Origin of the sequence: Paenibacillus sp. GCM10023250, from assembly GCF_042653205.1 — a bacterium.
Taxonomy (GTDB): Bacteria; Bacillota; Bacilli; order Paenibacillales; family Paenibacillaceae; genus Paenibacillus_Z.
Genome location: NZ_JBHSHY010000009.1, coordinates 1 through 25,859, shown reverse-complemented (window position 1 = coordinate 25,859; position 25,859 = coordinate 1). Strand labels below are relative to the sequence as shown.

At 52.9% G+C, this 25,859-nt stretch carries 27 protein-coding genes and 4 pseudogenes; 21 read left to right on the top strand and 10 right to left on the bottom strand.

What is annotated here, in order from left to right; translation table 11 throughout:
• Window positions 1-154: 154 nt before the first annotated feature.
• Window positions 155-499 carry an HIT domain-containing protein gene (locus ACFPB1_RS09950; protein ID WP_379224600.1) on the top strand — a complete coding sequence of 115 codons (345 nt, stop codon included), beginning with the start codon at window positions 155-157 and terminating at the stop codon, window positions 497-499.
• Here the strand turns inward: ACFPB1_RS09950 and ACFPB1_RS09945 are convergent.
• Window positions 489-1,271 carry an alpha/beta fold hydrolase gene (locus ACFPB1_RS09945; RefSeq protein WP_379224598.1) on the bottom strand — a complete coding sequence of 261 codons (783 nt, stop codon included), beginning with the start codon at window positions 1,269-1,271 and terminating at the stop codon, window positions 489-491. The genes ACFPB1_RS09950 and ACFPB1_RS09945 overlap by 11 nt on opposite strands.
• Before the next feature lie 279 nt (window positions 1,272-1,550).
• Here ACFPB1_RS09945 and ACFPB1_RS09940 point away from each other — a divergent pair, with 279 nt between their 5' ends.
• Both ACFPB1_RS09940 and ACFPB1_RS09935 read left to right on the top strand, forming a co-directional pair.
• Complete coding sequence (locus ACFPB1_RS09940; protein ID WP_379224596.1) at window positions 1,551-2,090, top strand: RNA polymerase sigma factor; 540 nt, start codon at window positions 1,551-1,553, stop codon at window positions 2,088-2,090.
• Window positions 2,077-3,390: a DUF4179 domain-containing protein gene (locus tag ACFPB1_RS09935; RefSeq protein WP_379224594.1), complete on the top strand. Its 1,314-nt coding sequence runs from the start codon at window positions 2,077-2,079 to the stop codon at window positions 3,388-3,390. The genes ACFPB1_RS09940 and ACFPB1_RS09935 overlap by 14 nt, the downstream gene beginning before the upstream one ends.
• Window positions 3,391-3,507: 117 nt before the next feature.
• Here ACFPB1_RS09935 and ACFPB1_RS09930 read toward each other — a convergent pair whose 3' ends face one another.
• On the bottom strand, window positions 3,508-3,927 hold the full coding sequence (locus tag ACFPB1_RS09930; RefSeq protein WP_379224592.1) for a hypothetical protein: 420 nt from the start codon (window positions 3,925-3,927) through the stop codon (window positions 3,508-3,510).
• 224 nt (window positions 3,928-4,151) lie between these two features.
• Here ACFPB1_RS09930 and ACFPB1_RS09925 point away from each other — a divergent pair, with 224 nt between their 5' ends.
• The 4 genes from ACFPB1_RS09925 (at window position 4,152) to ACFPB1_RS09910 (ending at window position 6,872) form a co-directional block, all read left to right on the top strand.
• Entirely contained in the window at window positions 4,152-4,664 is a 513-nt protein-coding gene (locus tag ACFPB1_RS09925) for a DinB family protein (RefSeq protein WP_379224590.1), read from the top strand.
• A 4-nt stretch (window positions 4,665-4,668) separates the two neighbouring features.
• Window positions 4,669-5,334, top strand: coding sequence for an aspartate/glutamate racemase family protein (locus tag ACFPB1_RS09920; RefSeq protein WP_379224823.1), 666 nt, complete (start codon window positions 4,669-4,671; stop codon window positions 5,332-5,334).
• Between the two features lie 79 nt (window positions 5,335-5,413).
• On the top strand, window positions 5,414-6,370 hold the full coding sequence (locus tag ACFPB1_RS09915; protein WP_379224588.1) for a sigma-70 family RNA polymerase sigma factor: 957 nt from the start codon (window positions 5,414-5,416) through the stop codon (window positions 6,368-6,370).
• Between the two features lie 76 nt (window positions 6,371-6,446).
• Complete coding sequence (locus ACFPB1_RS09910) at window positions 6,447-6,872, top strand: SRPBCC family protein (RefSeq protein ID WP_379224586.1); 426 nt, start codon at window positions 6,447-6,449, stop codon at window positions 6,870-6,872.
• Window positions 6,873-6,949: 77 nt separating this feature from the next.
• Here the strand turns inward: ACFPB1_RS09910 and ACFPB1_RS09905 are convergent, their stop codons facing one another.
• A complete protein-coding gene (locus ACFPB1_RS09905) occupies window positions 6,950-7,366 on the bottom strand; it encodes a VOC family protein (RefSeq protein ID WP_379224584.1) in 417 nt (138 codons plus the stop codon).
• Window positions 7,367-7,473: 107 nt separating this feature from the next.
• Here ACFPB1_RS09905 and ACFPB1_RS09900 point away from each other — a divergent pair, with 107 nt between their 5' ends.
• The 8 genes and pseudogenes from ACFPB1_RS09900 (at window position 7,474) to ACFPB1_RS09865 (ending at window position 16,141) form a co-directional block, all read left to right on the top strand.
• Entirely contained in the window at window positions 7,474-7,974 is a 501-nt protein-coding gene (locus ACFPB1_RS09900) for a hypothetical protein (RefSeq protein ID WP_379224582.1), read from the top strand.
• A gap of 117 nt (window positions 7,975-8,091) precedes the next feature.
• Window positions 8,092-8,460 (top strand): CapA family protein, encoded by a 369-nt coding sequence (locus tag ACFPB1_RS09895; RefSeq protein ID WP_379224821.1) that lies wholly within the window; start codon window positions 8,092-8,094, stop codon window positions 8,458-8,460.
• A 49-nt stretch (window positions 8,461-8,509) separates the two neighbouring features.
• Window positions 8,510-9,214: pseudogene (locus tag ACFPB1_RS09890) on the top strand (CapA family protein); the annotation flags it as partial.
• A 306-nt stretch (window positions 9,215-9,520) separates the two neighbouring features.
• Window positions 9,521-11,296 (top strand): sensor histidine kinase, encoded by a 1,776-nt coding sequence (locus ACFPB1_RS09885; RefSeq protein WP_379224580.1) that lies wholly within the window; start codon window positions 9,521-9,523, stop codon window positions 11,294-11,296.
• Window positions 11,274-12,896: a response regulator gene (locus ACFPB1_RS09880; protein WP_379224578.1), complete on the top strand. Its 1,623-nt coding sequence runs from the start codon at window positions 11,274-11,276 to the stop codon at window positions 12,894-12,896. The genes ACFPB1_RS09885 and ACFPB1_RS09880 overlap by 23 nt, the downstream gene beginning before the upstream one ends.
• Window positions 12,897-12,977: 81 nt before the next feature.
• A complete protein-coding gene (locus tag ACFPB1_RS09875; protein WP_379224577.1) occupies window positions 12,978-14,303 on the top strand; it encodes an ABC transporter substrate-binding protein in 1,326 nt (441 codons plus the stop codon).
• A 27-nt stretch (window positions 14,304-14,330) separates the two neighbouring features.
• Window positions 14,331-15,281, top strand: a complete 951-nt coding sequence (locus ACFPB1_RS09870; RefSeq protein ID WP_379224819.1) for a carbohydrate ABC transporter permease — start codon at window positions 14,331-14,333, stop codon at window positions 15,279-15,281.
• A 26-nt stretch (window positions 15,282-15,307) separates the two neighbouring features.
• Window positions 15,308-16,141, top strand: a complete 834-nt coding sequence (locus tag ACFPB1_RS09865; RefSeq protein WP_379224575.1) for a carbohydrate ABC transporter permease — start codon at window positions 15,308-15,310, stop codon at window positions 16,139-16,141.
• Between the two features lie 104 nt (window positions 16,142-16,245).
• Here ACFPB1_RS09865 and ACFPB1_RS09860 read toward each other — a convergent pair whose 3' ends face one another.
• The 4 genes and pseudogenes from ACFPB1_RS09860 to ACFPB1_RS09845 all read right to left on the bottom strand — a co-directional run bounded on the left by ACFPB1_RS09860 (window position 16,246) and on the right by ACFPB1_RS09845 (window position 17,298).
• Complete coding sequence (locus ACFPB1_RS09860) at window positions 16,246-16,431, bottom strand: excalibur calcium-binding domain-containing protein (RefSeq protein WP_379224817.1); 186 nt, start codon at window positions 16,429-16,431, stop codon at window positions 16,246-16,248.
• Window positions 16,426-16,746, bottom strand: a pseudogene (locus ACFPB1_RS09855) (sporulation protein); the annotation flags it as partial. The pseudogene ACFPB1_RS09855 and the gene ACFPB1_RS09860, both read right to left, overlap by 6 nt.
• A 12-nt stretch (window positions 16,747-16,758) precedes the next feature.
• Window positions 16,759-16,896, bottom strand: a pseudogene (locus tag ACFPB1_RS09850) (stalk domain-containing protein); the annotation flags it as partial.
• A gap of 27 nt (window positions 16,897-16,923) precedes the next feature.
• Window positions 16,924-17,298 carry a stalk domain-containing protein gene (locus ACFPB1_RS09845; RefSeq protein ID WP_379224573.1) on the bottom strand — a complete coding sequence of 125 codons (375 nt, stop codon included), beginning with the start codon at window positions 17,296-17,298 and terminating at the stop codon, window positions 16,924-16,926.
• 203 nt (window positions 17,299-17,501) lie between these two features.
• Between ACFPB1_RS09845 and ACFPB1_RS09840 the strand changes: the two genes are divergently transcribed.
• From ACFPB1_RS09840 to map, 6 genes are all read left to right on the top strand, one after another.
• Window positions 17,502-18,515, top strand: a complete 1,014-nt coding sequence (locus ACFPB1_RS09840) for a tRNA dihydrouridine synthase (RefSeq protein WP_379224571.1) — start codon at window positions 17,502-17,504, stop codon at window positions 18,513-18,515.
• 366 nt (window positions 18,516-18,881) lie between these two features.
• Window positions 18,882-20,954 carry a YncE family protein gene (locus ACFPB1_RS09835; protein ID WP_379224569.1) on the top strand — a complete coding sequence of 691 codons (2,073 nt, stop codon included), beginning with the start codon at window positions 18,882-18,884 and terminating at the stop codon, window positions 20,952-20,954.
• Window positions 20,935-21,297, top strand: coding sequence for a hypothetical protein (locus ACFPB1_RS09830; RefSeq protein WP_379224567.1), 363 nt, complete (start codon window positions 20,935-20,937; stop codon window positions 21,295-21,297). The genes ACFPB1_RS09835 and ACFPB1_RS09830 overlap by 20 nt, the downstream gene beginning before the upstream one ends.
• Window positions 21,218-22,126, top strand: coding sequence for an S-layer homology domain-containing protein (locus ACFPB1_RS09825; RefSeq protein WP_379224565.1), 909 nt, complete (start codon window positions 21,218-21,220; stop codon window positions 22,124-22,126). Before ACFPB1_RS09830 ends, ACFPB1_RS09825 begins: the two co-directional genes overlap by 80 nt.
• A 137-nt stretch (window positions 22,127-22,263) precedes the next feature.
• Window positions 22,264-22,428, top strand: coding sequence for a hypothetical protein (locus ACFPB1_RS09820; RefSeq protein ID WP_379224562.1), 165 nt, complete (start codon window positions 22,264-22,266; stop codon window positions 22,426-22,428).
• A gap of 133 nt (window positions 22,429-22,561) precedes the next feature.
• A complete protein-coding gene (map, locus tag ACFPB1_RS09815; protein ID WP_379224560.1) occupies window positions 22,562-23,308 on the top strand; it encodes a type I methionyl aminopeptidase in 747 nt (248 codons plus the stop codon).
• Window positions 23,309-23,493: 185 nt separating this feature from the next.
• On the opposite strand, the gene ACFPB1_RS09810 is transcribed toward map, so the two are convergent.
• The 3 genes and pseudogenes from ACFPB1_RS09810 to ACFPB1_RS09800 form a co-directional block, all read right to left on the bottom strand.
• Complete coding sequence (locus ACFPB1_RS09810; RefSeq protein ID WP_379224558.1) at window positions 23,494-24,084, bottom strand: YjgB family protein; 591 nt, start codon at window positions 24,082-24,084, stop codon at window positions 23,494-23,496.
• A gap of 241 nt (window positions 24,085-24,325) precedes the next feature.
• Window positions 24,326-24,742: a winged helix-turn-helix transcriptional regulator gene (locus ACFPB1_RS09805; protein ID WP_379224556.1), complete on the bottom strand. Its 417-nt coding sequence runs from the start codon at window positions 24,740-24,742 to the stop codon at window positions 24,326-24,328.
• Between the two features lie 346 nt (window positions 24,743-25,088).
• A pseudogene (locus ACFPB1_RS09800) lies at window positions 25,089-25,802 on the bottom strand (IS3 family transposase); the annotation flags it as partial.
• Window positions 25,803-25,859: the final 57 nt, after the last annotated feature.

Here is a 25,859-nt window from a genome sequence, read left to right as displayed (position 1 = left end):
GGCAGTAAGGGCAAAACGGCGTTGAACCGGTAAACCGAACGAGAACTATGGTATAAATTCCAAGAGGCCGGATTAGTAATGAAGTAGTCAATTCTCATTGCAGAAAGGGCTTTAGTTTCGGGGAGTGTCCACATGATATGGGGGCGATCGTAAAATGGAGTCTATCTGTGTCTTTTGTAACATTATCGACAGAAAACTTCCGGCCAAAGTGGAATATGAAGATGATCAGATCATCATATTTCGCTGTAAAGATCCTTCCGCCCCTATTCATTTGCTGGCCGTCCCGAAAAAACATGTTCCTCCCGTGATGGAGTTAGAAGCAGCAGACCAGCCGCTAATCGCCCACATCAACAAGATTGCTCAGCACATGTACCGCCAGTTTAAGCTCGATGGCATGAGTATGAATGTGAACTGCAGGAAAAGGGCGGGCAAGACGTGTTTCACCTCCATTACCATATCAAGGGATGGGAATAGGTGCGTAAGGGCAATCATCGTATAAATTGCATCAAGGTCTGGTTAAAGAGATCGCGTTCGTCCAAGAAAGGAACATGCCCGCTATATTGAAACGGGACCAAGACCGAATTGCGGATGAGCGTATGGGTTTCCTGCGCATTGGAGAACGGGACGACTTTGTCATGGACGCCGTGAATAATGAGCGTCGGCACGTTGATCTTCCCCAGATCGTGCCGCACGTTCTCGTCTCGTAACGTAACCATGACGGCCGCGGTCGACCAGCCGGCTGCTTGCAATCCGATTTGAAAGAACCAGTTCGAGAAGGGTTCGGTAATATATTTGAAGAAAAACGAATCGGTTAACCCGGCCAGCATCTGGGGCCGGTCGGACAACGTTCCCGCAATGAACCGATTCGCATCTTGCGGCGGTATGGAACCCGGGGATTGGGCGTCAATGAGCACAAGCTTGGAGACGCCGAAGCTCTGATGCCTGGCCAGGTACCTGGCCGCTAGCGCTCCGCCTGCGGAATGCCCCGCCAGCGTGATATGCTGTAAGCGCAGCGCCTCGATCACGACGCGAATATCGTCCGCTAATCGATCTAAGCTGTACCCGGTGTAGGGCTTATCCGAATTGCCGAACCCGCGCCAATCCATCCCGATGCACCGGACGCCCATGGACGGAAGCAGATCGAATTGGTATTCGAACTGTTTATGGCTCAAAGGCCAGCCGTGAATAAACAGGATCGTCGGGGTCCCTGTCGGATTCAAGTCCTGTATGAACACCCGTACTCCCGGTTCGACGGTGATATCGTATTCCACGTTGTTCCTCCTAAGCCGCATATTGAGACACCTCAAGCATTATATGGGAACGATCGTAACGTTATGCCTACGTGTAGAGGGAACGTGCGTGCACATCAAGAACCCGCAATCCAGACATAGACTACTTCCCGGCAATCTACGATGAAGCAGCCTGCGAGGCTGCTTTTTTCATTGATGCCAGACCTGCACTCCGGCATACATACGCGAAACTATTTTTGGGCTGCTATGAACTTTTTGCGCTTCAGCGGGCTCTTAGTTATGAAAGGGGGAGAAACCCGGATGGTAAGCCGTCTTGTGAGACAAGCAAAGAAAGGCAGCAAGGATGCACTATTACAACTCATCATGGCCGACCAGGACGCTTATTATCGCCTAGCTTACGCTTACATGGGGAACGAGCATGACGCGATGGATGCGATGGAGGATATGATCGTCACGCTCTATGAGAAGATCGGGCAATTGCAGAAAGGGGAAGCGTTCTACAGCTGGAGCAAAACCATTCTCGTGAACCGATGCAAAGCGCTGCTCCGCCAGAACGGGAAGTGTCAGCCGCTTGAAGAGGAGCTCGAGGCGTCGATGCCGGCGTTAACGGAAGCTAACCCTTACCGGAGCACGGAATCCGAGATGGATCTGCAGTCGCTGCTCGCTCACTTAAGCGACAAGCAGCGGGAGGCGATCGAGCTTCGATACGTGCATGACTTTCCCTATCAGACGATTGCGGATATGACGGGCGTGCCCTTAGGCACGATCAAGTCGCGCATCTCGCTCGGCATGCAGAAGTTAAAGGACATCCTCGGAGGTGAACGCTGTGAGTACCATTAAAGAAAAATTACAGCATCATAAACAGAGCCTGCATGAACTGAAAGCGCCGAGAGCATTGGAGGATCGGCTGCGGCAAGCGCTGTATCGCGCCCCGGCGAAGAAGCGCAAGCGGAACCGGTCGTTAACCTGGAGCCTGTCGGCGGCCGCCGCGCTGCTGCTGTTTGTTCTGACGTACCAATACCCGGCTTTCGCCTATTACGGGGGTAAGCTGCTGAATCGGGCCGAGCTGAGTACGCTGAGTTTCGGTGAAGTCGCCGAGCAGGGGTATGGACAGGCCATCGGCAAAAGCATGACGCTCCAGGACGGCACCGTCATCACCGTAAATGGCGTTATCGCGGACGACCTTGCGTTTTTGATGTATTATACCGTCGATCTGCCGGCTGGCCGGACGTTTGGGGTCGATGATTCGACCAGGTATAACGTCTATAAAGTCAAAGGGTTTCTCACGGACTCCGATATGATCGAAGGCGGGGGCAACTACAGCGAGGACCGGACGCGGTTTCAAGGGGTCGATAAATTCGAGCCGGTAAGTCCGTTCTCACGGACGTTAACGGCCGAATTCAGCGAGTGGTTGGAGGACGGGACGAAAGCGACCTACCCGATCTCGTTCAACTTCGAGGCGAATAAAGCGATGAAGAGCATCATTCAAGAGAAGCTGGCCCTATCCGTGCCCGTCGACGAAGGAACGATTCATTATGATTCGATCTCGGCTTCTCCGACTTCCACGGTGATTAAAGGGCACTACGATATGGACGATGGAGAACTTCCGAGATATCCGGGCACCATGAAACTACTGGTGAACGGGGCCGAGGTGAGCGGCTACCGAATGACGACAAGCAGCGTGAACGGCAGGGCGGAGTTTGAGCTTGATTACGACGTGCTTCCGACCGATAAGATCGAATCGTTAGCCATCGTACTCGACAGCTTCCCCGGGTACCAGCAGGTGACGGAGCCGATCTCGCTGACATCCCCTTCGGATCGATCGCTCCGATTCGGCACGGAGAAGGTCTTCATTCGCAGCGTGACCAAGACCGCGTCCGGCTACGACATCGTCATCGCAAGGGCGCAGTTTACGGAGCTCGACACGGACTCGTTATTCGTGCAGGCCGGCGGTAAGCGGGTGCCGGTCGCTGCGATATCGCAGGCGCGTCCATGGGAGCTGGGGAAGAATAACGTGTTCTGGGAGCAGACGTATTCCGTGCATACAGCGGATAAGCCCGAACGGCTGCTGTTATCCGGCTTCCACTATATGAAATCCTATCGGATGACGATACCGATTCCGACCGGCGCCGCCAAATAGTACCGTACTGCTCTACTTTTATTGCGCTAATGGCCGAAAAAATCCCCCTACACCGTAGGGGGAGCATGTCCATGATGAAAAGAGCAGCAACACTATTCTTCCTTGGCGCATGGTGATTTAGTTACCGGCAGCAATGACGCCGCCGAAGAATGCGCCTTGAACCGTGCCGCCCGCTCCCGCCGTCAGTTGAATCGTGAACGTATAACGGACTTGTCCGGTCAATACTTGCGCAAGCGGCGGAAAATCGGTCACCACGTAGGACGGCGGGTTGACGCTTGCTAAGTCGGCTCCAAGATAATCGGCCGTAAAAAGCGGAGTGTCTTCGCGCAAAATTTGAACGCGATAGCTGCTTGCGGCACCTAATGCCGTCGTAATGATCATGGCATTCAAGATAACCCGAACATTGCTTGTATTCTCAGGTAAGATGCCAACCGTTTGCAGGCCAATATCTCCGACTAGCACAGGCGTACCCAGAATCGCAACCGCAGCGCCCTGGGAAATCACCGAAATTCGCTCATCTAAAAATTGTTTTGGCATATTCAATCACCTCCTCGTGTCTGGATACAGCAATATATGAAAATCTATGAAAAATAGCTTGTACGCTTTCATTAAATTTGAAAGGGCAGCGCAGCGGCCAACCAACGAAATGGTTGCTTACTTTCAATTACTGGAAGGAAAATGCTATTCTTTCAAGAATTCATTAGCTATGCCTTGGAAAGAGCAGTGTCGTTTCCTAGATCTGAATAGAAAGGTGATTACGCATGAACCAAAGACCGTCAGAAGATGAGTACGCCGGGGACGCCGGTGAGTATATCCGGTTGGTGCCGGGAGGCAATATCATCGACATTCTGCTCGCCCAGGAAAAGCAAATGACCGAGCTGCTGGCATCGTTGACCGAAAGCCAGAGCGACTATCGGTATACAGAAGGAAAATGGTCGCTGAAAGAAGTCGTGGGCCACATCGCAGACAGTGAACGCGTCATGACCTGCCGCCTGCTCCGATTTGCAAGAGGGGATCAGACGCCGCTCCCCGGCTTCGACCAGGAATTGTTCATTTCTCCTTTCGGAAGGTGGACAACCGCGCAATTGGCCGAAGACTACCGGGCCGTACGGCAATCGACGATCACGCTGCTGAGCGGGTTACCGACGGAGGCGTGGTCCCGCCAGGGCACAGCCAACGACACCGGCATTACGGTGCGCGCCCTCGCTTATGGCATCGCAGGACACGAGCTTCATCACGTTGGGGTCATCCGAAATCGTTACTTGAGGCAATAAAATGATGAAAAGAAGGATTGGTTGTTTACACGCCCACTATTCAAATATAGCGTATATTGAACATGCGATATCCTCTGATGATTTGGAATGGATTCATTTTGTGGACCCTGGTTTGATGAGTAGAATCACATCGGATAACAATTTTGATGAAGCACAGGCCAAAAACAAAGTCCTCGAACAAATAGAATGGATAGCACAAGCCAATGTTGAGGCTATTCTGATCACATGTACAACCTATATTGCGCTTCTGGAAGAAAACCGGCTTCATACGTCAATTCCGATACTCAAAATGGATGAGCCTTTCTTTAATTCCGTCTGCAGAATTACAGCACCGCAAGTGCTTTTGTTCACGAATCCAGCAACGGTCGAGGGGACAATGGGAAGGCTTAAAGAATATGCTTCTACACATGGTATGCCTATCCGTAATATTGAGGCGCGAATTATAGAGAATACATTCGAGCTGCTCATGCGCGGTGAAAAAGAGCGTTATGTTGAAGAATTATCAACGTACATAAAGAAGATACTGGTATCGGAAAAAGATAAGAAGATTTCGGTTGCTCAATTATCGATGGTGGAAGCAGCGTATAAAGTTGAGCGAGAGCTGGCTGTGAAGATCGGGAATCCGTTGGATTCATTGATCTCGCATTTCGGTAAATTGTTTCTCAATTAGCGGAGAACGTTAAAACTAACGGTTCGGCAGCCGAAGCGGAAGGTACCGCCTTTCGGGGGGATCGTTAAGGGAGGCCGCGATGAACGAAACCGCATTTGACGAACCTTTATTTACAAGCTTGAAGCCGGGCTTAACCTCGTTCTGTTACCGCATGCTAGGCTCCATGGACGATGCGGACGATGCCGTTCAGGAGACGAGTATTCGGGTCTGGCAGAGCTGGAGCACGTTCAGACAGGATGCCTCGTTCAAAACGTGGGTCTATCGGATTGCCGCCAACCTGTGCTTGGACAAGCTAAGACAATCCAAACGCCGCGCGCTTCCCATTGACCTGTTCGATCCGGCCGCCGCCATCTTCGAGCCGCGCGACACGCTGCCGGACGCTGCCTGGATCTGGCCGTCCCCCGACTTCGGGGGCGATCCGGAAGATCGGCTCGTCCGCCGGGATACCCTGCGACTGTGCTTCATCGCTCTTCTGCAGACCTTGCCTCCGCGGCAGCGCGCGGTACTTATTTTGAAGGATGTATTCGAATGGTCCTCCAAGCAGATCGCGGAAACGCTGGCGATGTCGCCGGCAGCGGTGAACAGCGCTTTGCAAAGAGCCCGGGAGACGATGGGCCGGGCGCAGCTTCGCTCGGATGAGCTCAGCAGCATGAACGTTCAACCGGAGCAGCAGCTGCTGTCCCGATATGTAGAGGCCTTCGAGCGATTCGATATTGCGGCGCTCGTTGCGTTGTTCCACGAGGAAGGCTGCATGTCGATGCCGCCCTTCGAGATGTGGATTCGCGGCAAGGAAGACCTGGCCGCCTTCTATTCGCTTACGCGCTGGCATTGCGAAGGTTCGCGATTCGTGCCCATTACGGTGAATGGCGGATATCCGGCGTTGGCCCAGTATATGCCGGCTCAAGAGGGTTCTGGTCTGGTGCCCTGGGGCATCCACGTCATCGAAACGAAAGACGATCAAATCCTGCACGTGCAAAACTTCATTCATCGGCCTTTATTTTCGCGATTTGGGCTGCCTGAGCGAATGGACCGATGAATGTCGTCACTGGCTTACGTCTATAGTATTGAGCATGACCGCACGATGAATATCATGAGAGAGGTGTCTATTTAAGATGGAAACGAATCAACCGACGAAAATAACCGTGCAAGCCGTCATTCAAGCCCCGCTGGAGAAGGTATGGCGCTATTGGACCGAGCCGGCGCACATCACGAAGTGGAATCAAGCGTCCGAGGACTGGCATGCGCCGAGAGCCGAAAACGATCTGCGGGTCGGCGGCAAGTTCGTGACGCGGATGGAAGCGAAGGATGGCAGCATGGGCTTTGATTTTGGCGGCGTCTACGATGTCGTGAATCGGCATGAGGCGATCGGTTACACCATGGAAGACGGAAGAAGAGCGGATATTGCTTTCGTCGATCAAGGGAATGAGACGAAGGTTATTGAAACGTTCGACGCGGAGAGCTCCAATCCCGTCGAGTTCCAGCAAGCAGGCTGGCAAGCGATCATGGACAATTTCAAAGCCTATACCGAACAAAACTAAACATCGCGAAGAAGACGCCGGGGAAGATGCCCGGCGTCTTTCTTTTCGACCCCTAGTACGAGCATGCGCTGTTCGCCTTAGCCTTGTGCCGCCTCCAGGTCCATGTAGTTGATGGCCCACAGATGGCCGTCCAAGTCCGCGAAGCCCCAATGATACATCGCCCCATGATATTCGGGTTCAGCGTGCAATGTCCCGCCCAAAGCAACCGCGGTATTCACGATATCATCGACCTGTTCCCGGCTCTCCAAGGCCAATGCGATCGTCATCTGCGCATACTTGTCCGTATCGACGGATGCCTTCTCCGTGAGCGTCGTGAAGAATGCTTGATCGATCAGCATGACCTGCAGGCGGTCGCCAATTACGATGGCTGCCGAATTCTCGTTATCGGGGAATTGCGGGTTGAGCTCAAATCCGAGTCCGGTGAAGAACGCTTTCGATTGTTCTACGTTGTTTACGGGCAGGTTGAAGCTCGTGAATACGGATGTTAATGCCATTATCCAAACACCTCTCCGTCCATTTAATTTGTGTTCATGTTGGCCTTCGTTGATATAGACGACAGCCGATCCGGAAATTCATCGGTCACCTAGATTCAGGTGCGTAAATGTTAAAGACCGGCCAGTACAAGCTGCAGATCCGACGGGTGTTCACACTGGTTGCCGTGGATGCCGGCGGCAATCAGAGCGAGAACAGAGAGGTGATATTCTTTACGGAAGCCTATCAGGAGCAGGAGCCAGGCTCGTTACAGTTTTCCGATTCCATAACGGATTCAGATGGCAGGTACAATTACGAGTATTCGTTATATTACGGGTACATCACGACTCCCGGCCAAGCGTTGAGCGGATCTTGGACCCTGCCTGAAGGGTATCATGCGGTCGTTACGGTCTCCATGGTTTCTCCGGATGGAGAAAATTATGACCTGAGTCTGGAGTCAGCAGGCGACGGTTCACCATCTCCGAGTATAACGAAGGTGCGCGCGGACGGTACCGAATACAGTACAGCCGAATTACCCGAAGGGTACACGGCAACGTGGAAGGTGAAGGGACATACCGGCGATGATTATAGTCCGGATGACAGGGTCATCGTCTATGAGCATAAAATATGAGGTGACAAAAACATAATGCATGAAGGGCCGCGTAAATCGCGGCCTTTTTCTGGATCATGTCGATTCTGATGAAGGCCGACAAAAAATTTGAACGATGCTTCGAACTTTTATAGTTCGATGAGCAACGTTGCGAAAGGTCTGGTTATGAGAAAAAGAATTTGGGTACTTGCTGTTTTGGTCGGTTCGAGTATGAGTATATTGCTTCGCATCCAACTATCCGATAATAGCTGGGCAAGTCGACTATACTCCAGAAGTAATGCCCCAGTCTCCGAAAATGACTATCCTTCGAGCGGGGATAAGAAAGATAGCTGCATCGTATTCGCCGGGGATGTCATGATGGACAATTCCGTTAAAGCCGCCATGCGCGAGCGGGGAGTCGACGATCCGTTCCTGCAAGTCAAGGAACAGGTCCAGGCTGCCGACTGGGCGGTTGTTAATCTTGAGACGGCCGTAACGACAGCAACGGTCAAAGACACGAGCCAATAATTTCAATGCCGACCCCGCTTCACTTGGCGGACTACGGAATGCCGGTTTCGATATGGTCTCATTGGCCAATAATCATGTGCTGGATTACCTTCCGGAAGGACTCATGGACACATTCAAGAACGTAGAGGATGCCGGCCTGACTTATACGGGGGCGGGCAAAAACGAAACAGAAGCCTTTCATGCGAAAACAATCTTGCTGGGTGGAAATAAGGTAAGGATCGCAGCCTTCACCCGATTCCTGCCGTCGGTTTCATGGAATGCCTCCAAAGACCGGCCTGGCGTGGCTGGAGCCTACAAGCAGAAGAAAGTCCTGAAAGCCAGCCGCGAGCAAGCGGCCGATTGCGACTATTTGATCGTCTACATGCATTGGGGGGTCGAGCAGAACAACCGCCCGGAGCAATGGCAGCGGGATTTGGCTAAGAAGATGATTGATGCAGGAGCCGACGCCATCATCGGCAGTCATCCGCACGTCCTTCAAGGTTTTGAATATTACAAAGGGAAACCCATAGCCTATTCGCTCGGCAATTTCCTGTTCCCCGACTACGTGACAGGTCCCAAGGCGGACACGGGATTATTGAAGTTACTGCTGCATGACGGGCGGATTGAGATGAGCTTCTATCCCTATTACATTGAAGATAACCGAATATTGAAGAAAGACACCGGCTATGAAGAGAAACAGTTGAAGTATATCGAGCGTTTGTCCTACGGTGTGTACCTGGATGGTCATGTCGTGAAACAGACATCATCCACCTGACAGCTTACCGCTGGTCCCATCCCCCTCAAGCATACTGTTGAAAAAGAGGTAATCAAGCGGCGATCGTATTCCTGCATTCGACAGGAGAGCGATCGCTTTTTTTGGTATGTTTTTCCTATTGTACTGAAAATGTCAACCAAAGAAGGGGAAATCCCGCTATTGGCGAATGTAAGGGGTCAATCCGTAGCAATGAGGTGGTGAGGGGATAGCTATTGTCCCGATCCGCCTGGCTAGAACAGAAGGGAGGTCAAGTTCCCCAATTGTAAGCGGTTCATCGAAAAATCTGACAGGAAAGGATACATGTTCATGCGGTTTCGGCCTCTGCAATCGATCGTGAATCAGCTGTTTTTGTTTTGTTTTATCGGCATGACGCTTCCAGTACTTGTGATGGGCTTCCTGTCCTATAACATCTCCTCGGCGATTGTGGAGGAGCAGGTCAGCAAGGTCGCGTCGCTGACCATCACGCAGGTGAGCGACAAGCTGAATCTGTTCTTCAAGAAGCTAGACGACTCCTCCATGATGGTGCTCAACAGCAAGCTCATTCAGCAGGTATTGGAGCAAAAGCCGGAGACCACCCCGTACGAACTCAATGAGATGGTGAAGAGCAGCAAAGAGCTGCTGACCTCCATCATGATCAATTCCACGGAAATTATCGACATCTACATCTTCGATGTCAACCGCAACAACTCCGTGTTCAGCGGAGATTCGCTGATGTCCGTCCCCGATCAATGGGATTCGGACTGGTATGAAGCGATTCTGAAGGCGAACGGCAATACGGTCTGGTTCGGAATATCGCAAACCTCGTACCTGAAGAAAACGGAAACGGGCTTTCCCGTATTCGGGCTGGGCCGCGCCATCCGCAGCTGGGAGACGGGGGAGATCATCGGCGTGATGTTCTATGAGATCATGGCCGATCTGCTCATTGACGAGCTGGACCGCGTGCAGTTCGGAGATACCGGCTATATCTATGTGACCAATGACAAGAATCGTTATTTCTATCACCCCGACCCGGCGGAATACGGACAAGCCTCCAGGATCGAGCTGCCGGAGCAGATGCGGGAGAGCGAGCGCGATAAGAACAAAACGCTGGTGATTCCCGAGGAGCTGGATAACGGCTGGCATGTGGTCGGCGTCGTTCCGCTGAAAGAGCTGACCGCAGACTCCGCTAGTATCCGCAATTATACGTTCTGGATTGCCCTAGGCTCCATCGTGCTTGCGGTCGGCATGGGGGTATTCGGAATCCGCAAGATCGGTAATCCGCTCGTCAACCTCAGCCGGCTGATGAAGAAGGGCGAAGCCGGGGATCTGACGGTCCGAAGCGGTCACATCGGACGCAATGAAATCGGCCAGCTGGGGCGCAGCTTCAACAAAATGATCGGACAGATCGCGCTCTTGATCGAGCGGATCTCGGAAGAGGAATCGGAGAAGAAGAAGGCGGAAATCCGCGCGCTGCGCTACCAGATCAATCCCCATTTTTTGTACAATACGCTGAACTCCATTCGCTGGATGGCCAAGCTCAACCGCACGAATGACGTGGATAATGCCGTTACGACGCTGGTTCAGCTGCTGGAAGGGAGCCTGGAGCGGGGAGGCGTATTCGGCACCATCGGCAGCGAGCTTGAGCTATTGGAGAAATATATGATTATCCAGGAATACCGGTACGAGAACAAGATCGAGCTGTATACCGACTGCCCGGAAGAGCTGCTCGACGTTCCGATCCCCCGCATGCTGCTGCAGCCGATCGTGGAGAATGCGATCTTCCACGGGATTGCTCCCAAGGATGAGAAGGGGACGATCGCCATCCAGGTGCAGCAGCTGGGAGAGGATCTGCTGATCCGGATTCAGGATGACGGAGTCGGCATGAGCCAGGCGCGGATCAGCCAGCTGCTGATCAGCAGCAACGAGCGGACGATGAAAGGGATGACGAGCATCGGGCTGCGGCATGTGGATCAAACGATCAAGCTGTATTACGGGAATGCCTACGGGGTCAAAGTGGCCAGCGCCGAAGGGGAAGGCACCTCGGTGATGATCACGTTCTCGCGGAGAAAGGAGACCAAATATGTGCAGAGTGCTGCTCGTTGACGATGAATTCATGGCCCGGGCCGGACTTCGCGCAACGTTCGATTGGGCGGGTAACGGCTACCAGCTGGTGGGCGAAGCCGCAAACGGCCTGCGTGCGATGAAGTGGCTCGAGAACGGGGAAGTGGATATTCTGATTACGGATATCGCCATGCCGGTGATGGACGGGCTGGAGCTGACGCGCCGGGCGCGGGAGCTGTGTCCCTGGGTCAAGGTGCTGCTGCTCAGCTGCCATAGCGATTTCGATTATGTGCGGGAAGGGATCAGGCTGGGTGCGTCCGATTATATCCTGAAACCGACCTTGAACGCCGATTCGCTCAAGACGATTCTGGACCAGATGCGGGTAAAGCTTCGGGAGGAGCAGGCGAACCGGGAACTGCTCGAGAAGTATCGGGACAAACAGCTTGCCGAGCAGCAGGAAGTGCTGGAGAAGCGCTTGATTCAGGCCGTTCGCGGCAATGAAGAGGCCTGCGCTTCGCTGATCGCGAATCTGAAGGATATTCCGCAGCGTTACGGCATGGCTGTTCTTCAGGTTCGCGGCAGCAAGCCGCATTCGCTGGAGGCTGAAGTCCGGCTGAGCCGGGGGATTGAATCCGCGAAGACGCTGTTGTATGAGAGGCTGAAAGCTCCTGTTGCCGCCGCAATCCACCCGGATCTGCTGATCGCGGTTGTTCCGGAACGGGTATGGTCAGCGGGGCGGGCGGAGGAGGTTGTCGGCCAAGCCATCCGGGACGGGGAGCTGGCTGATAGGGGGTATGCGGCGGGAATCAGCCGGCTGCATCGCGATTTGCGGGAACTTCAGGCTGCTTTCGCCGAAGCGCAGCAGGCGCTCGAGGATACGTTCTTTTACGGGCCGGGCAGCATCGTGATGGCGGAGGAAAGGCCTGAGCCGGCTTGCCAGCCTCTTCCCGATCATGGCGACATGCTGCATCTGCTCAAGGAAGCGCTGGCGGCGGAAAATCATGCCGAAGCCTTGCTCCAGCTGAAGCGGATCACCGGGCATTGGAGCCGCCGATATAAGACGAAGCAGCAGGTCATTGATGAAGCCGAGCAGGTGCTCAGCCTGCTCACGTTAAGCAAGCATCACAATACGGTGATGGTGCATCATATCCGCAAGCTGAGCAAGCTTGATTATGCGGCAGAGATCGCGGAGCATGTGGAGGCTTGCTTCAGCAGCTTGCCGGTGCCGGACGACTCCGGCATTCCGGACACCTCGCTTCACGGGCGGATTGTGATGCAGGCGGTGCAGTTCATGATGGAGCATTTTACCGAGGCGATTTCCCTTCAGCAGGTGGCGGATGAAGTCAATGTCAGCCGGAACTACTTCAGCGAAATGTTTAAGAAAGTGACGGGGAAGAACTTTATCGATTATCTCATTGCCCTGCGGGTCAACAGGGCCAAGGAGCTGCTGGCGGAGTCAACGCTGAGGGTCTATGAGGTCGCGGAACAGTCGGGCTTCAACGACGTCAAGCATTTCAGCAAGCAGTTCAAGAAAATTGTCGGACTCTCGCCGGGGGAATACCACGGACAGCCTCATAAACCGGGCGGAGAAGCAAACAGCGGAAAACAAGACACGTTATCGGAACAAAAGCCGTTTTCTTGAAAAATTCCACATTTTATAATAAGAGCGCTTCCATTAGTAGATTTGGCGGCATGGGTGGACAAATTAAAGGAGGAATTCGCAATGAAAATGCAAAAGTGGTCGCTGCTGGCTCCTGTTCTTACGCTGTCGATTTTGCTGCAGGCTTGTGGGGCAGGCAATGAAGAAGGTCAGACCGAAGGGGGAAATGCAGCGCCGCCCAAAGGGGAGAAAGTAAAGATTACCTGGGCGACGTGGGGGAATCCTGGCGAATTGACAAGATTCCAGGAATTTACCAAGGACTTTAACGCCAAGCATCCCGATATTGAAGCCGAGCTCATCCCGATTCCCGGCGAATACGATCAGAAAATCCTCACCCAGCTGACGGGCGGCAAAGCGCCGGATATCTTTTATGCGGGCGATGCCTTCATCGTGAAGCTGATCGAGAATGGGAGCATCGAAGAGCTCACCCCGTTAATGGAAGTGTCGGGCAGCACGCTGAAGAAGGACGATTACTTCGAAGGCTTGTGGGGCGCAGCGCAACGCGACAACAAAATTTTCGGCATCGCGGTGGACTGTAATCCCATGGTTCTCTGGTACAACAAGAAGGTGCTGACGGATGCGGGCGTCACGGATATGCCTGCGGATCTTCAGGAGAAAGGCGAATGGACGTGGGAAGCATTCAAGCTGATGACCGAGAAAATCCGCGCAACCGGCAAATACGGCTATGTGCTGGATAATTCCTGGAACAGCACCCACAGCTGGGTAACCTCGAACGGCGGTAAAGTATATGACGAGACTGGCGCCTATGTCGCCAACTCCGATCCCAAAGCAAAGGAAGCCTTCCAATTCCTCTATGACAATGTGAAGGCCAAAAATATTACGTTCTCGGGTACGCTTCCCAAAGGTCAAGGCGGCGATGCCATGTTCATGTCCAATCAAGTCGGATTCGTCGGCGCCGGACGCTGGTACCTCCCGCTGTTCAAGAAAAATGCCACCCTTGAATATGACGTGGTTACCTGGCCGACCAATACAGGCAACAAAATCGAGCCAGCCGGTATCCCCACTGCATATATGGTGTTGAATAAAGCGTCCAAGCAAAAAGAAGCCTCCTACAAGTTCCTGACGGAGTTCGTCAGCAAAGAAGGCCAGATCTATCGCCTGCAGGGCGGCGGCAATGCGGTTCCGTCCGTCAAAGGAGCGGACGATGTGGTGCTCGAAGGCAATTTGCCGGAGCATGCGAAGCTGTTCCTCGATGCCCGGGAAATCGGCTATGCGCTGACGCCTGCCGAAGCCGGCGTTCCCGGACTCAGCTCGGACATCAACTCCCGCTTTGAAGCGCTGTGGCTCAAGAATGAGGATCTGGATACAGCCATGCAGGAGATTCAGGATCTTGCCAACAAAAAAATCGAAGAATACAAGAAGAAATAAGGCTAGCAAAAGAAAGTTGGGATGACGATGGATGTGAATACCAGGCAAACACAGGCAGCAGGCACCCTAAGCCCGGAAATCGGCCCGCAGCGGCGCCCCTTGAACAATAAGGCATCGGACCGCTTCTGGGGATACTTCTTCATCTTCCCGCAATTCGTCGGGCTGCTCTGTTTCTCGCTGCTTCCGCTCATTATGGCATTCGTGCTGAGTTTGATGAATTGGGATGGCTTCGGGGAGCGGTCATTTGTCGGATTGGATAACTTTATCGCCCAATTCAAGGATGAAGAATTCCGGATCGCCATTGTCAATACGATTTATTACACCCTGCTGACAGTGCCGACCGGCATTCTGCTGGCGCTGCTCATCGCGATCGGGCTCAACCGGGTCAAGGGGAAGGTCATCTACCGGCTGATCTATTTCATGCCGAACATCACGATGTCGGTTGCGGTAGCCGTCGTATTCATGTGGTTGTTCAACGCGGATTTCGGGCTCATCAATCTGTATTTGAAGGAATGGTTCGGGATCCAAGGGCCGATGTGGCTGACGGATACGCGGTTTGTTATGCCGTCCATTGCGCTGCTCAGCATCTGGATGGGGCTCGGCGGCAATATGGTGCTGTTTCTTGCGGGGCTGCAGGGCATATCGGCAAGCTACTATGAAGCCGCCCAGATTGACGGAGCGAACAAGTGGCAGCAGCTGCGCCATATTACGATTCCTTTGATTTCGCCGACCACCTTTTTTGTCACCATCATGTCGATCATCGGTTCCTTCCAGGTATTCGACCAGTCCTTCGTCATGACCTCGGGAGGGCCGGCCAAAGCCAGCTATACCATTGTGTTCCATATTTATGAGACCGCGTTTGTAGATTTTACGTTTGGCAAAAGTACGGCGGCGGCGGTCATCTTGTTTCTGATCATTTTATCGCTGACCCTGTTTCAAATGGGCATATCCAAACGTTGGGTACATTACGAGGACTAGTAGATTCGGTAAGGAGGAGCAGCAATATGCAGCTAAAAGGCTTTCGTATTTCCACCCTGGCGCTCCATCTTGTACTGATTCTGGGGGCTTGCGTAATGGCACTCCCTTTCGTCTGGATGGTGCTTAGCGCGCTGAAGGATTTATCGCAGGTATTCATCGTGCCGCCGAAGTGGATTCCGAGCCCCTTCGTCTGGTCCAACTTCAAGGACTCTCTGACGGCGCTGCCGTTTGGCCGGGCATACTTCAACAGCTTCTATATTAATGTGATCGTCGTTGTGTCGCAGCTGCTGACCTGTTCCATGGCGGCTTATGCGTTCGCCAAGATCCGCTTCCCCATGCGTGAGCCGCTGTTTCTGATGTTCCTGGCCACCATGATGGTTCCCGGACAGGTGACGATTATTCCGCTCTATCTCATCATGAAAAACATCGGCTGGCTGGATTCCCACCTGTCGATCATCATTCCTTCTGCATTGCTGAATGCCTTCGGGGTGTTTCTGCTCCGTCAGTTCTTCAAAGGCATTCCCAAGGAGATGGAAGAGGCGGCTATCGTGGACGGGGCCAACCGATGGACGATTTACTTGCGGATTATGCTGCCTCTGATCAAGCCGGCTTTATCGGCGCTGGGGATATTCACCTTCCTCGGCATGTGGAACAACTTCTTTAATCCGTTGATTTTCCTCAACAGCCCGGATAGGTTCACCGTTCCGATGATGCTCAACCTGTACCGGGGCATGTACGCGACGGATTGGACCCTGATGATGGCGGGAGCGTCCATCGCGCTTATTCCGGTGCTCATCGTCTATATCATCGGGCAGCGGTATATTATCGAGGGCGTAACGCTTTCGGGTATCAAAGGCTGAAGGTTTAGATCGCAATTGGAAGCATGGGGTCCTCTCGGGGACCCCTTTTCCGTTTGCTGCGCAAGAGTTTGCTCCGGCAGTCAGGTTTTACGTTATCGTAATCGCTACTGCTCACAGGCTACTCCATCGCCGTCACGGTCCAACTGGGTGCTATAGCCGGGCTGTCCTTTGTATAGCGGGGCCTTTCCCGCGGCTTTTACCGCAGCGCAATTCTCGTAAGTAACCGGTGTGGAAGGAGTCGCCGGTGTTGACGGCGACGTCGGGCTCGCGCCTCCCGCCCCATCGATCACGAACAGCACGCGCGTACCTTCCGGATACGGTTCGAGCTGATTGCCGATCCAGGAGCCGGAGCCGCGATTGTCGGAGGACTTCACATAAGCGACATCTGCACCGGTTCCGCCTTCCGCGCACATCGCCATCGGATATTCGTCGCGATCGAACCCTTCTTTGGCGGGGATGCCTTGAAGCGCGTTTGCGCGGTTCGCGTCTGCGCCTGCCCGATCAATGGTGCAGATTGGCGATTTTCCCTTTCCAATCGCGGCTCTCATATGGGCCGCCGTTAACGGGTAGTTGGCCGCCGGGAAGTAAAGCACTTTTTGATGCATCTGATTGTTGATGTATACCGCTTTAATGAATGCATCCCATGTGACGTACTTCTTCAGCAGCTCGCCTGCCGCACGTACGGGAACATAAGTCACGCCGGACATGATTTTCGGAGCGACGTTTGCTTGTTTTCCGTTTATGATCAGCTTCAAGGCCTTGCTCGCGGGAGACTGCTTCTGTTATTGGTTCTGATCATTAATGAACACGGTTTTTGTCGCCGCATCCCAGAACACGTATTTGTTCAACATCTCCCCGGCTGCACGAACGGGAACGAATGTAACGCCTTTTATGATCGTAGGCGCGACATTCGCAAGATTGCCGTTTACAAATAATCGAATGGCTGTGTACGTAATTAAACGTTGTTGGTCGACGACCTTTGGTTCCTCGTGGGCTTTAGAAGCGCATCCAGATAAAACAGCAATCAGTGTAGCGATGATTAGTAGTGGCTTAAGCATGTGCTGGGCTCCTTCGATCGACTCTTTCTCTGTATCCTGCGCTTTCCAGAAATGATCTATGACTTGCTGTCTTGAACCGATTGGGATGTTTTTGTTCAATTAATGGGACACGTTAGTGAAGAGCTTGCCGCAAAGTTATGCCAAACAAAGAGTGATGCGTGTTTTTCAATAACTGGGCATTGTTGATGGTTCGAAGTGACATACCATCATGACGGTATTCCGTTTATAATTAAGTCATGTATGTTTAATTGACTATGCTCGGGACAAAGATTGTTCTTGTAGGTATAAAGGAGTATTTAAGGATGAAAGAAAATTTTTGGCGCGATTTGCCACGACCTTTTTTTGTACTAGCACCTATGGAAGATGTGACAGATGTTGTTTTTCGCCATGTCGTAAGTGCGGCGGGCAGACCGGATGTATACTTTACGGAGTTTGCGAATACGGAGAGTTATTGTCACCCGGAGGGAAACAAAAGTGTACGCGGGCGCTTGACTTTTACCCCGGATGAACAGCCGATTGTAGCGCATATCTGGGGAGATAAGCCGGAATTTTTCCGTGAAATGAGCATCGGCATGGCGCAAGAAGGATTCGAAGGCATCGATATTAATATGGGTTGTCCAGTGGCGAACGTAGCAGAGCATGGCAAGGGCAGCGGCCTGATCTGCCGTCCTGAAATCGCAGCGGATATCATCCAAGCCGCCAAAGCCGGGGGACTGCCGGTCAGTGTAAAAACAAGGCTCGGTTTTAGTGACGTAGACGAATGGCGTGACTGGTTAACACATATACTGAAACAAAATATTGTTAATCTGTCCATTCATCTGCGAACAAGAGAGGAAATGAGCAAAGTAAAGGCTCATTGGGAACTGATTCCGGAGATTAAGAAGCTTCGCGATGAGGTGGCGCCAGATACATTTCTGACCATTAACGGGGATATCCCCGACCGTCAGACCGGCTTGCAGCTTGCCAAGCAATACGGTGTCGACGGTATTATGATTGGGCGCGGTATTTTTCAAAATCCATATGCATTTGAGAAAGGGCCGAAGGAGCATAGCAGTGCGGAATTGCTTGATCTGCTGCGGCTCCATCTGGATCTGCATGATCAATATTCAGCAGTGGTGCCACGTTCGTTTAGCGCGCTTACCCGTTTCTTCAAAATTTATGTCCGTGGGTTTCGAGGGGCAAGTGAACTTAGAAACAGCTTGATGAACGCGAAGTCAACAAGCGAAGTGCGTGCACTGCTGAGTGAATTTGGAAGCAAGGAGCAGGATAATTCAATTTATAGCGAGTTTTACCCGCAACCCACTTGTGATTCATAACGAGATATTAGAAAACAAAGCCCAAGGCCGTTTAGCGCCTTGGGCTTTATTGTTGCGGCCTGATTGGCTATGGTTCGGAATACTCACTTCTCATTCCATGATCGGAACGATTTTACAGAACAACCAAAGAAATGATGAAGGAGTTGGCAATATCGAAGGTTTATTTGCATGATGGCGGCGTTTGTTTTATTGCTTCACGTTTTTATTATGCCGGCTCCGACGAGCGGCGCGGCATTCGCTTCCTCGCCGGAAGCGTCGTCTTCAAGCGTCTACTATTCGTCCGGTTCCCCGAATGAACTTGTCAAAAAATTCGACTTGACTGCGGGTACCGAAAGCGCGATTGCGCTGCCTGACGGGGTCTCGTATGTGAGGGAGCTCGCAATCAACGCCGCGAAGAATATGCTCTACTTGGCCGGGAACGATTTGATCGCGGTAAGTACGGCAAATACCGCGCAGGTAGCATCCAAGATTGAATTGGGCGGTTATAATTTCACGGGGCCGATCCTTGCGCAAGGGGAAGAGGTCTACTATGCCTCGCGCAAATTCGATGCCTCGAACCTGGCGGTCGTTCGAGGGATGTATTCGTCGTTCACGGAATATCACTTCGACAGCATTCTGCAGGTTCGAGACCGCGTAGTCGTGACCAACCGGCATGTCTATGACAAGGACACGTACCGGATCTTGGCCGATCTGCCCCGAGAATCTTCCTTGGCAGCCCTGGATGCGGAGCACAACGTGTACACGTATTCCTACAATACGATCTCCAAGCAGCGGATCGAGCTCCCCGAGCTCTCGTACGGCGGCCATACTGCGGCCGCGAACCGGCTGGACTTGCGCAGTCCGATTACGCGCTGGGCGTCGGACAACGACCATCTCTATGCCGTCTCGACGGAGAATACGCTAGTGACGATCAACAAGGACATGATGACGGTGGATAACGAGTCGTATATCGGTTCCAAGCCTGTCGCGATTACGATGTCCGACGGCAGCCTGTATGCCGCGAATACCGGTTCTTCCTCGATCGCCATCGTGAATCCTTCGAATCCGGCAATCGGTGAGGCGGCCGAGCTGTCGGGGCGCATGCCGCTGGAGGCCGTCGCTTACGGGGATCTGATCTTCTTCACCTCGACCGATCTATCCCGGAACGCCAACACGCTGAGCGTCTATTCGAGGGCCACGCAAGAGGTGACGGAGATCAAGAACGGTTACTTCGACATCAATGCCGTGCATCTTGCCTTGGCGCCGGATCAGTCATTGCTGTATGCGAGCATCGGCAACAGCCTGTATGGGATCGAACTTCAAGCTCCGTATAAGCTTCATGCCGTGGTAGACAATTTCCAATACAGCACGAGGACCTTGATGACCGACGGCGACGCGATCTACGCAGGCACCAAGAAGTACGACAGGAGCCAAGGCGCGCCATTGCTGGCCACCTTCCCGGACCAGGTCATCTATGCGAAAGGCTCGTATGCGTTTACCCAATATGCCGTCTATGACAGCGATACATCCGTCAAATTGTTCGATCTGCCGTTCGAGGCCGGGTTAGTGGATGTGGGTGACGACAGCGCGGTCTATGTCGTCCGGGGCAATCAGGATCCCTTCAATTCGGATAATTCCGGCATGAAGCAAGTGTATAAGTTTGCCTCCGTAGACGCGCTCAAATCCTACATGGATTCGTTTACGCCGGGACAAGCGGTGTTCATCGATTACAATAATCAAGCCGGTCTGGTATCTGGTTTCGTGGCGTTCGAGCCTTCCGCGAACGATGCCGAAGTGGATCACTATACCTTGTATTATATGAACGATCAGATGGAGCTCGGTGCAGAGCTTGGGCAAGTCGGCAAGGATGAGCTGGAGGACGGGCTGTACTACTATGACATCTATGGCCTTTACCCCCAAACCGATCAAACGCATATCGCAATCTACGCTTATATTAGAGTCAATGACAATAGCTTCAGGCGTTCGACCAACTACAGCGTGGCGCGACTCTGGGATATGCCGACCTTCCTCGCGAATCAGGTTGCGTTCAACGATACCGATCCAAACGGGGATACCATTGGCGGCGTCCTGTCCTGGCACCCTGCCGACACCGAGAGCACCGGAAGCGGCTACGAGGTGTATTTTGCAGGAGAGGACGGCTTGGTAGGTGACCGTATTGCCCGGGCGGATGCCAAGAAGTCCGTGTACACGGTTACGATTCCTTCGGGAACTCCCATTCCTGATTCCGCGTTGATGCTGGCGGTCAGGTATACGGATTCCAACGGGGAGCAAGCCCCTTTCTACACGGTCGTTCCGATCTTGGACCAAATGACCCGAACGCCGGACTTGGATGCGATTAAGGTTACGAATCTCGCCGGTACGGCCAACGATTCCATCACGGTGAGCGCCCTGCAAACGGAACGGCAGTACGCAGGTCACGATGAAGGTCGCGCATCTTAACAAGGAAGGCGGCTACGTCAATCTCTCGCTGCAGGCCGACGGCAAAGCGGAAAGCTTGATCGTATCGAAGGCGTACGCCGATGAACGGTCCGAGGAGACAGGCGGAAACAACGGCGGCGGTGGCGGAAGCGGCGGTGGCGGGGGCATTGGCGGCGGTGGTGGCTTCGGAGGAATGGTACCGCCGCCTCCGGCCGATGAGCGCGTGATTTCCAAGGATGGGAAGCTGACGCTGACGGCAGGCCAATCGGGCGAAGTGAGCGTAGATGACAACGGTCGTCATTCCGGCGAATGCGGCGAACCGGGAATTGAACGTAACGATCGAGAAATGGACAAGCACGCATAATCTCGTCGTGAATCATGAGCAGCTTCTAAGCGCGATCTATGATATAAGCAAGAATTTCACCGAGAATTTCAGCAATCCCGTTACGTTGACCTTTGCATTCGACCGGTCAAGACTGAAGGAGAATCAGCGGGCAGCCGTGATGTATTACGATGAGACAAGTAAAAAATGGGTGGAAGTGCCCGGAGGGAAAATCGACGGCAATCGTATTTCGGTCGAGGTGAATTATTTTACGAAGTTTGCCGTGTTTGCCGCAACCAAAGAGGGGTCGGCATCCGGTACCGGTAAACCCGTGCCGAGCTTCTCCGATATCTCCGGCTATTGGGCCGAGTCCGCGATTAAGCAAGCCGTAAGCATGGGCATCGTCAGCGGGTATCCGGACGGTACGTTCAAACCCAAAGCGACGGTGACGCGTGCCGAATTCGCCGTGATGCTGATGCATACGCTGAAGGCCCCGGCGGAGGCGGCAGCCGGGCTGACGTTCAAGGACTCGGCGCGAATCGGAGCGTGGGCCCGGAGTGCCGTCGCGCAAGCCGTGAAAGCCGGGTACATGACAGGCTACGAGGACGGGACGTTCCGTCCGAATGCGGCAATCACGCGCGCGGAGATGGCCGTTATTCTCGCCAAGGCGCTTGGCCAATCGGTCGGAGCGGCAGCCGCAACCGGGTTTGCGGACGATCAGGCTATTCCGGCATGGGCGAAAGGGAGCATCGCGTTCTTGCACGAGCAAGACATCGTGCAAGGAAAGAGCAATAACCGATTTGCCCCTGCAGATCCTGCAACAAGGGCGGAGGCCGTATCGGTCTTGCTCAAGCTAGCGGATCCATTGTAGCGATAATCATTCGGAAGCGAGCGGCAGCTTGCGGCTTCAAGTCGTCGGCTGTCGCTTGTTGGCCGGTACATAAGCTTACCGGAAATTGGGAAGGATACCGCTTGGGTTCCGCCATTTGAGGAATAGGAGGCTTATAGATGAACAATCGCGACATACCGGATCCAACCGATCTGGTTAGCCAAGGAAAGAAGAACAGCGCCCAGGTCATGAATGAATCGGGAATCGACTTCATCTGGGGCAGCGACCAGGATGAATTTGTCGAGAAGCAGGCGGAGGAGCCGGAGGAGGAGTCCCTGAACTAAACGTGTACGCATGCAAAGGCGATGGATCAGCTCCATCGCTATTTTGCATGCCTGCGCCGAGCAGCGGCCGGGATAACGGATCGCTGCTCCGATATGGTAAAATGGGAACATCCATCAAACGGAGGGGTAAGCCGTGACAATAGGATCGCAAAACGATATCGAGGGTCTGAAGGAGATTGGCCAAATCGTTGCCTTGACGATTCGCGAAATGAAGCATCGCGCCCGGGCGGGCATGACGACGCGGGAGCTCGACGAGATTGGGGGCCAAATATTGAAACGGCATGGCGCCGTCCCCGCGCCGAAAGCCACATATAACTTTCCCGGCAACGCCTGTATTAGCGTGAATCATGATATCGCGCATGGCATACCGGGGAATCGCAAGCTTCAACCGGGCGATGTCATCAACATCGACGTGTCGGCTGAACGCGGGGGCTATTATGCGGATGCGGGGCATTCGTTTCCGATGTCGCCGTACGATCCGGCTTTAACGCGCCTCTGCCAATACGCGCACGATACGATGATGAAGGTGATCGCATCTCTGAAGCATGGCGTCAAATTGAACGAGATCGGAAGGATCATGCAATCCGAGGCGGAGAAGGGCGGCTACCGCGTGATTAAGAATCTGTGCAGCCACGGGGTCGGCAGATCGCTGCACGAGACGCCCACGGAGATTCTTCCCTATTACAACAAGCATGACAAACGGGTCTTGAAAGAAGGGATGGTCATCACCATCGAACCCTTCTTATCGACCGGCGCCGAATATGCCGTTGAACAGCCGGACGGGTGGACGCTCAGCGTACCCGATAACAGCTTCGTGGCGCAGCACGAGCATACGATCATCATTACGAAGCATGAGCCCATCATCGTGACCGTAGCGTAGCCCCTAGGACCACACGGTCAGCTTGGCTGCGGGCTGCTGAATGCTGACGAGAACGAGCCGCGATTGCCGCGGCTTTTTTTGCGTTCGGGGAGGCTGGAAAAGCCCGTCTCGGCCATAGGCCAAGACGGGCTTAGTCATCGTGCGATGCGTCGCAGGATCGAGAAGGAATGCGGCGAGCGGAGCGGTTACTTGACCGGCTTCTTCACGAGGTTGATGTGGTCCAGCCCCGTGCCGCTCGTGCCGTTGAAGATGAATTCCAGCTGATAGTTGCCGCGAACGTACGTGAGTTTCTTTTGAACGATTTTGCCTGTTTTGAACACGGTCGAAGCGTTCGGCGCGCCCCAGTGCTGGACAATCATGCGGACGGTGATGCCGCCGAGGTTCGTCTGGCGCTCGACGTTCGTGCCGAAGTAGCGCATCTCGCGGATTTTATCGAGCTTGTAATTGATGGCGTAGCCGGGATGACCCATCTCCGCGTGATAGACGTCGAACCCGTCGGCGTCCTTGGCCGGGGACTCGGCTTCGCCGATCGTCTTGATGACCGTTCCATGCGTGGTCGAGCCGATCGTGAAGCTATGGAAATTCGGGAACTGGCCTTGGAGTGCTGGCTTATAGAAGCTCATCAGCGTTTCGAACGCCTTCATATGCGCGTCAACCGGCGCGGCAGCAGCGGCCGCCGTGTTGTAAGTAGGAACGGCGCCGACGGCGGACAGGGCCAGCGTACCGGCGGCCACTGCGGCAATCGCCGTTTTTTTCACGGGAGTCAAAAGTTTCATTCGTAATTCCTCCTTATTGTGAGCAAGCAATTGTGTAGGATACCTGCAGGATGTCTTGTGCGTCGACCGGTCATCGGCCTGCTCGAACCGCGTTTTCTCTGTTGCGGGACATGGGACCTTGTTGCTTACATGCTCATCTTACCCGGAACGCGGACGAAGTTCGTTACAAAATGGTAACGAGAAAGTAACAACAAAGTAACGAAGGACGGGCGTCCTTCAGAACGTTACGTCTAAAATGGCATTAAGAATCGAGTTGTGAGGGCTTGTTTGTTTTTGTTTGGTGAATGGGATGAGAATGAATGGTACGAACTCTATGCCTTAACCCCCAATAGTTTAACACATTAAACAATGGCTCCAATGTATGTCCGTATTCGGATAGGGAATATTCGACTTTAGGGGGTTTTTCGGGAATGACACGCCTTGCTATCAATCCCGATTCTTCCAACTCTCTCAGTTGTTGCGTGAGCATTTTTTGAGAGATGCCGGTGAGCTCTCTTCGAAGTTCATTAAACCGTTTACTTTTATCATGAATAGCCCATAATAAGTTGAGTTTCCATTTTCCACCGATTAAATTTAGTGTTTCAGTGACATTGATATCACATTCACTCTTCATCTCATTCAACACTTGCTGGTCGATATCCGATATTTCCATGTTCATGTTATTTCTTCCCTTCGGAATCCTCCAATAAAGGTAAATACCATCTTAGTATACCCACAATTTATGATTGATGCTTAGTATACCTTAAAATCAGTCCTTTGAAGTAAAAGAACCATCATGAATGATGATGATATGAAATTATGTAGTTTGGAGTTGTCAATAAAAGTGCAGTTTGAAAACACACTCATTCAGAAATCCCGCTGCTAAGCTGCTTTTGAAAGCATTATTTCGCGATATACAGATGGCGGCCAACCCCCTGGATTAGAGGTGTAGATCCGCCGCCGATTGTAATAGACCATGATGTATCTGAAGATGACCGATTTAATATAGGCCATCGGATAGCGCTCTATTTCTTTAGCGTAGCAAAAAAGCTTTCCATCCGTGCGTTATCGTAGCAACGTCCTGTGCCGCTCATGCTTTGAATGGCACCACGTTTAGCCAGACTCTTCCGGAAAGCTTGGCTGGTGAATTGGCTACCTCGATCGCTGTGATAAATCATTCCGCGAGCATTTCTTGCTTTGCAGGCGTTCTCAAAGGCTTGGATGCACAGCTCTTTGCGCATGTTGTCGTCCATGGCAAGGCCCACGATCTCTCCATTGAAACAATCCAGTACCGCGGACAGATAGAGCTTACCGTCTGAACAAGGGACTTCGGTGATATCCGATAACCACTTTTGGTTGGGTGCTGAGGATTTGAAGTCTCTCTGGATCAGGTTCTCGCTCTTTTGAGCTGCAGCATCCTCGCGTGTAATACTGTTTGAATGACGCCTCACTTTCTTCAGCAGGCCGTGCCTCTTCATGATTCGATAGACTGTGCTGTAGCTGGTTGTGATCTCTATTTGTGACAGCGCCAGCAGAATACGCCGGACACCGTAATTGCTGTTGTCTTCATGTGCTCCGATGATTTCTTTAATGTTGACCAGAAGGCGTTGCTGCCGCTCCTGTCTGGATGTCGGCTTCAAGCTTCGGTAATAGCCCGATTCGCTGACAGCAAGTACTTTGCACATCTCTTTGACGGGCCACCGATCCCGTCGTTCACGGATGTACGCATAGAGTTGACATGCCTTTACCGCTTCCGGTCTTTTGCGAAAAAACCGAGTGCGTCCTTGAGAATTTCA

Excerpts from the sequence above, each read along its gene's own strand:
- ACFPB1_RS09950 (WP_379224600.1), top strand. The coding sequence starts at position 155 with ATGGAGTCTATCTGTGTCTTTTGTAACATTATCGACAGAAAACTTCCG.
- ACFPB1_RS09940 (WP_379224596.1), top strand. The coding sequence starts at position 1,551 with ATGGTAAGCCGTCTTGTGAGACAAGCAAAGAAAGGCAGCAAGGATGCA.
- ACFPB1_RS09930 (WP_379224592.1), bottom strand. The coding sequence starts at position 3,927 with ATGCCAAAACAATTTTTAGATGAGCGAATTTCGGTGATTTCCCAGGGC.
- ACFPB1_RS09925 (WP_379224590.1), top strand. The coding sequence starts at position 4,152 with ATGAACCAAAGACCGTCAGAAGATGAGTACGCCGGGGACGCCGGTGAG.
- ACFPB1_RS09920 (WP_379224823.1), top strand. The coding sequence starts at position 4,669 with ATGAAAAGAAGGATTGGTTGTTTACACGCCCACTATTCAAATATAGCG.
- ACFPB1_RS09915 (WP_379224588.1), top strand. The coding sequence starts at position 5,414 with ATGAACGAAACCGCATTTGACGAACCTTTATTTACAAGCTTGAAGCCG.
- ACFPB1_RS09910 (WP_379224586.1), top strand. The coding sequence starts at position 6,447 with ATGGAAACGAATCAACCGACGAAAATAACCGTGCAAGCCGTCATTCAA.
- ACFPB1_RS09905 (WP_379224584.1), bottom strand. The coding sequence starts at position 7,366 with ATGGCATTAACATCCGTATTCACGAGCTTCAACCTGCCCGTAAACAAC.
- ACFPB1_RS09900 (WP_379224582.1), top strand. The coding sequence starts at position 7,474 with ATGTTAAAGACCGGCCAGTACAAGCTGCAGATCCGACGGGTGTTCACA.
- ACFPB1_RS09895 (WP_379224821.1), top strand. The coding sequence starts at position 8,092 with ATGAGCAACGTTGCGAAAGGTCTGGTTATGAGAAAAAGAATTTGGGTA.
- ACFPB1_RS09885 (WP_379224580.1), top strand. The coding sequence starts at position 9,521 with ATGCGGTTTCGGCCTCTGCAATCGATCGTGAATCAGCTGTTTTTGTTT.
- ACFPB1_RS09880 (WP_379224578.1), top strand. The coding sequence starts at position 11,274 with ATGTGCAGAGTGCTGCTCGTTGACGATGAATTCATGGCCCGGGCCGGA.
- ACFPB1_RS09875 (WP_379224577.1), top strand. The coding sequence starts at position 12,978 with ATGAAAATGCAAAAGTGGTCGCTGCTGGCTCCTGTTCTTACGCTGTCG.
- ACFPB1_RS09870 (WP_379224819.1), top strand. The coding sequence starts at position 14,331 with ATGGATGTGAATACCAGGCAAACACAGGCAGCAGGCACCCTAAGCCCG.
- ACFPB1_RS09865 (WP_379224575.1), top strand. The coding sequence starts at position 15,308 with ATGCAGCTAAAAGGCTTTCGTATTTCCACCCTGGCGCTCCATCTTGTA.
- ACFPB1_RS09840 (WP_379224571.1), top strand. The coding sequence starts at position 17,502 with ATGAAAGAAAATTTTTGGCGCGATTTGCCACGACCTTTTTTTGTACTA.
- ACFPB1_RS09830 (WP_379224567.1), top strand. The coding sequence starts at position 20,935 with ATGAAGGTCGCGCATCTTAACAAGGAAGGCGGCTACGTCAATCTCTCG.
- ACFPB1_RS09825 (WP_379224565.1), top strand. The coding sequence starts at position 21,218 with ATGACAACGGTCGTCATTCCGGCGAATGCGGCGAACCGGGAATTGAAC.
- ACFPB1_RS09820 (WP_379224562.1), top strand. The coding sequence starts at position 22,264 with ATGAACAATCGCGACATACCGGATCCAACCGATCTGGTTAGCCAAGGA.
- ACFPB1_RS09810 (WP_379224558.1), bottom strand. The coding sequence starts at position 24,084 with ATGAAACTTTTGACTCCCGTGAAAAAAACGGCGATTGCCGCAGTGGCC.
- ACFPB1_RS09805 (WP_379224556.1), bottom strand. The coding sequence starts at position 24,742 with ATGAACATGGAAATATCGGATATCGACCAGCAAGTGTTGAATGAGATG.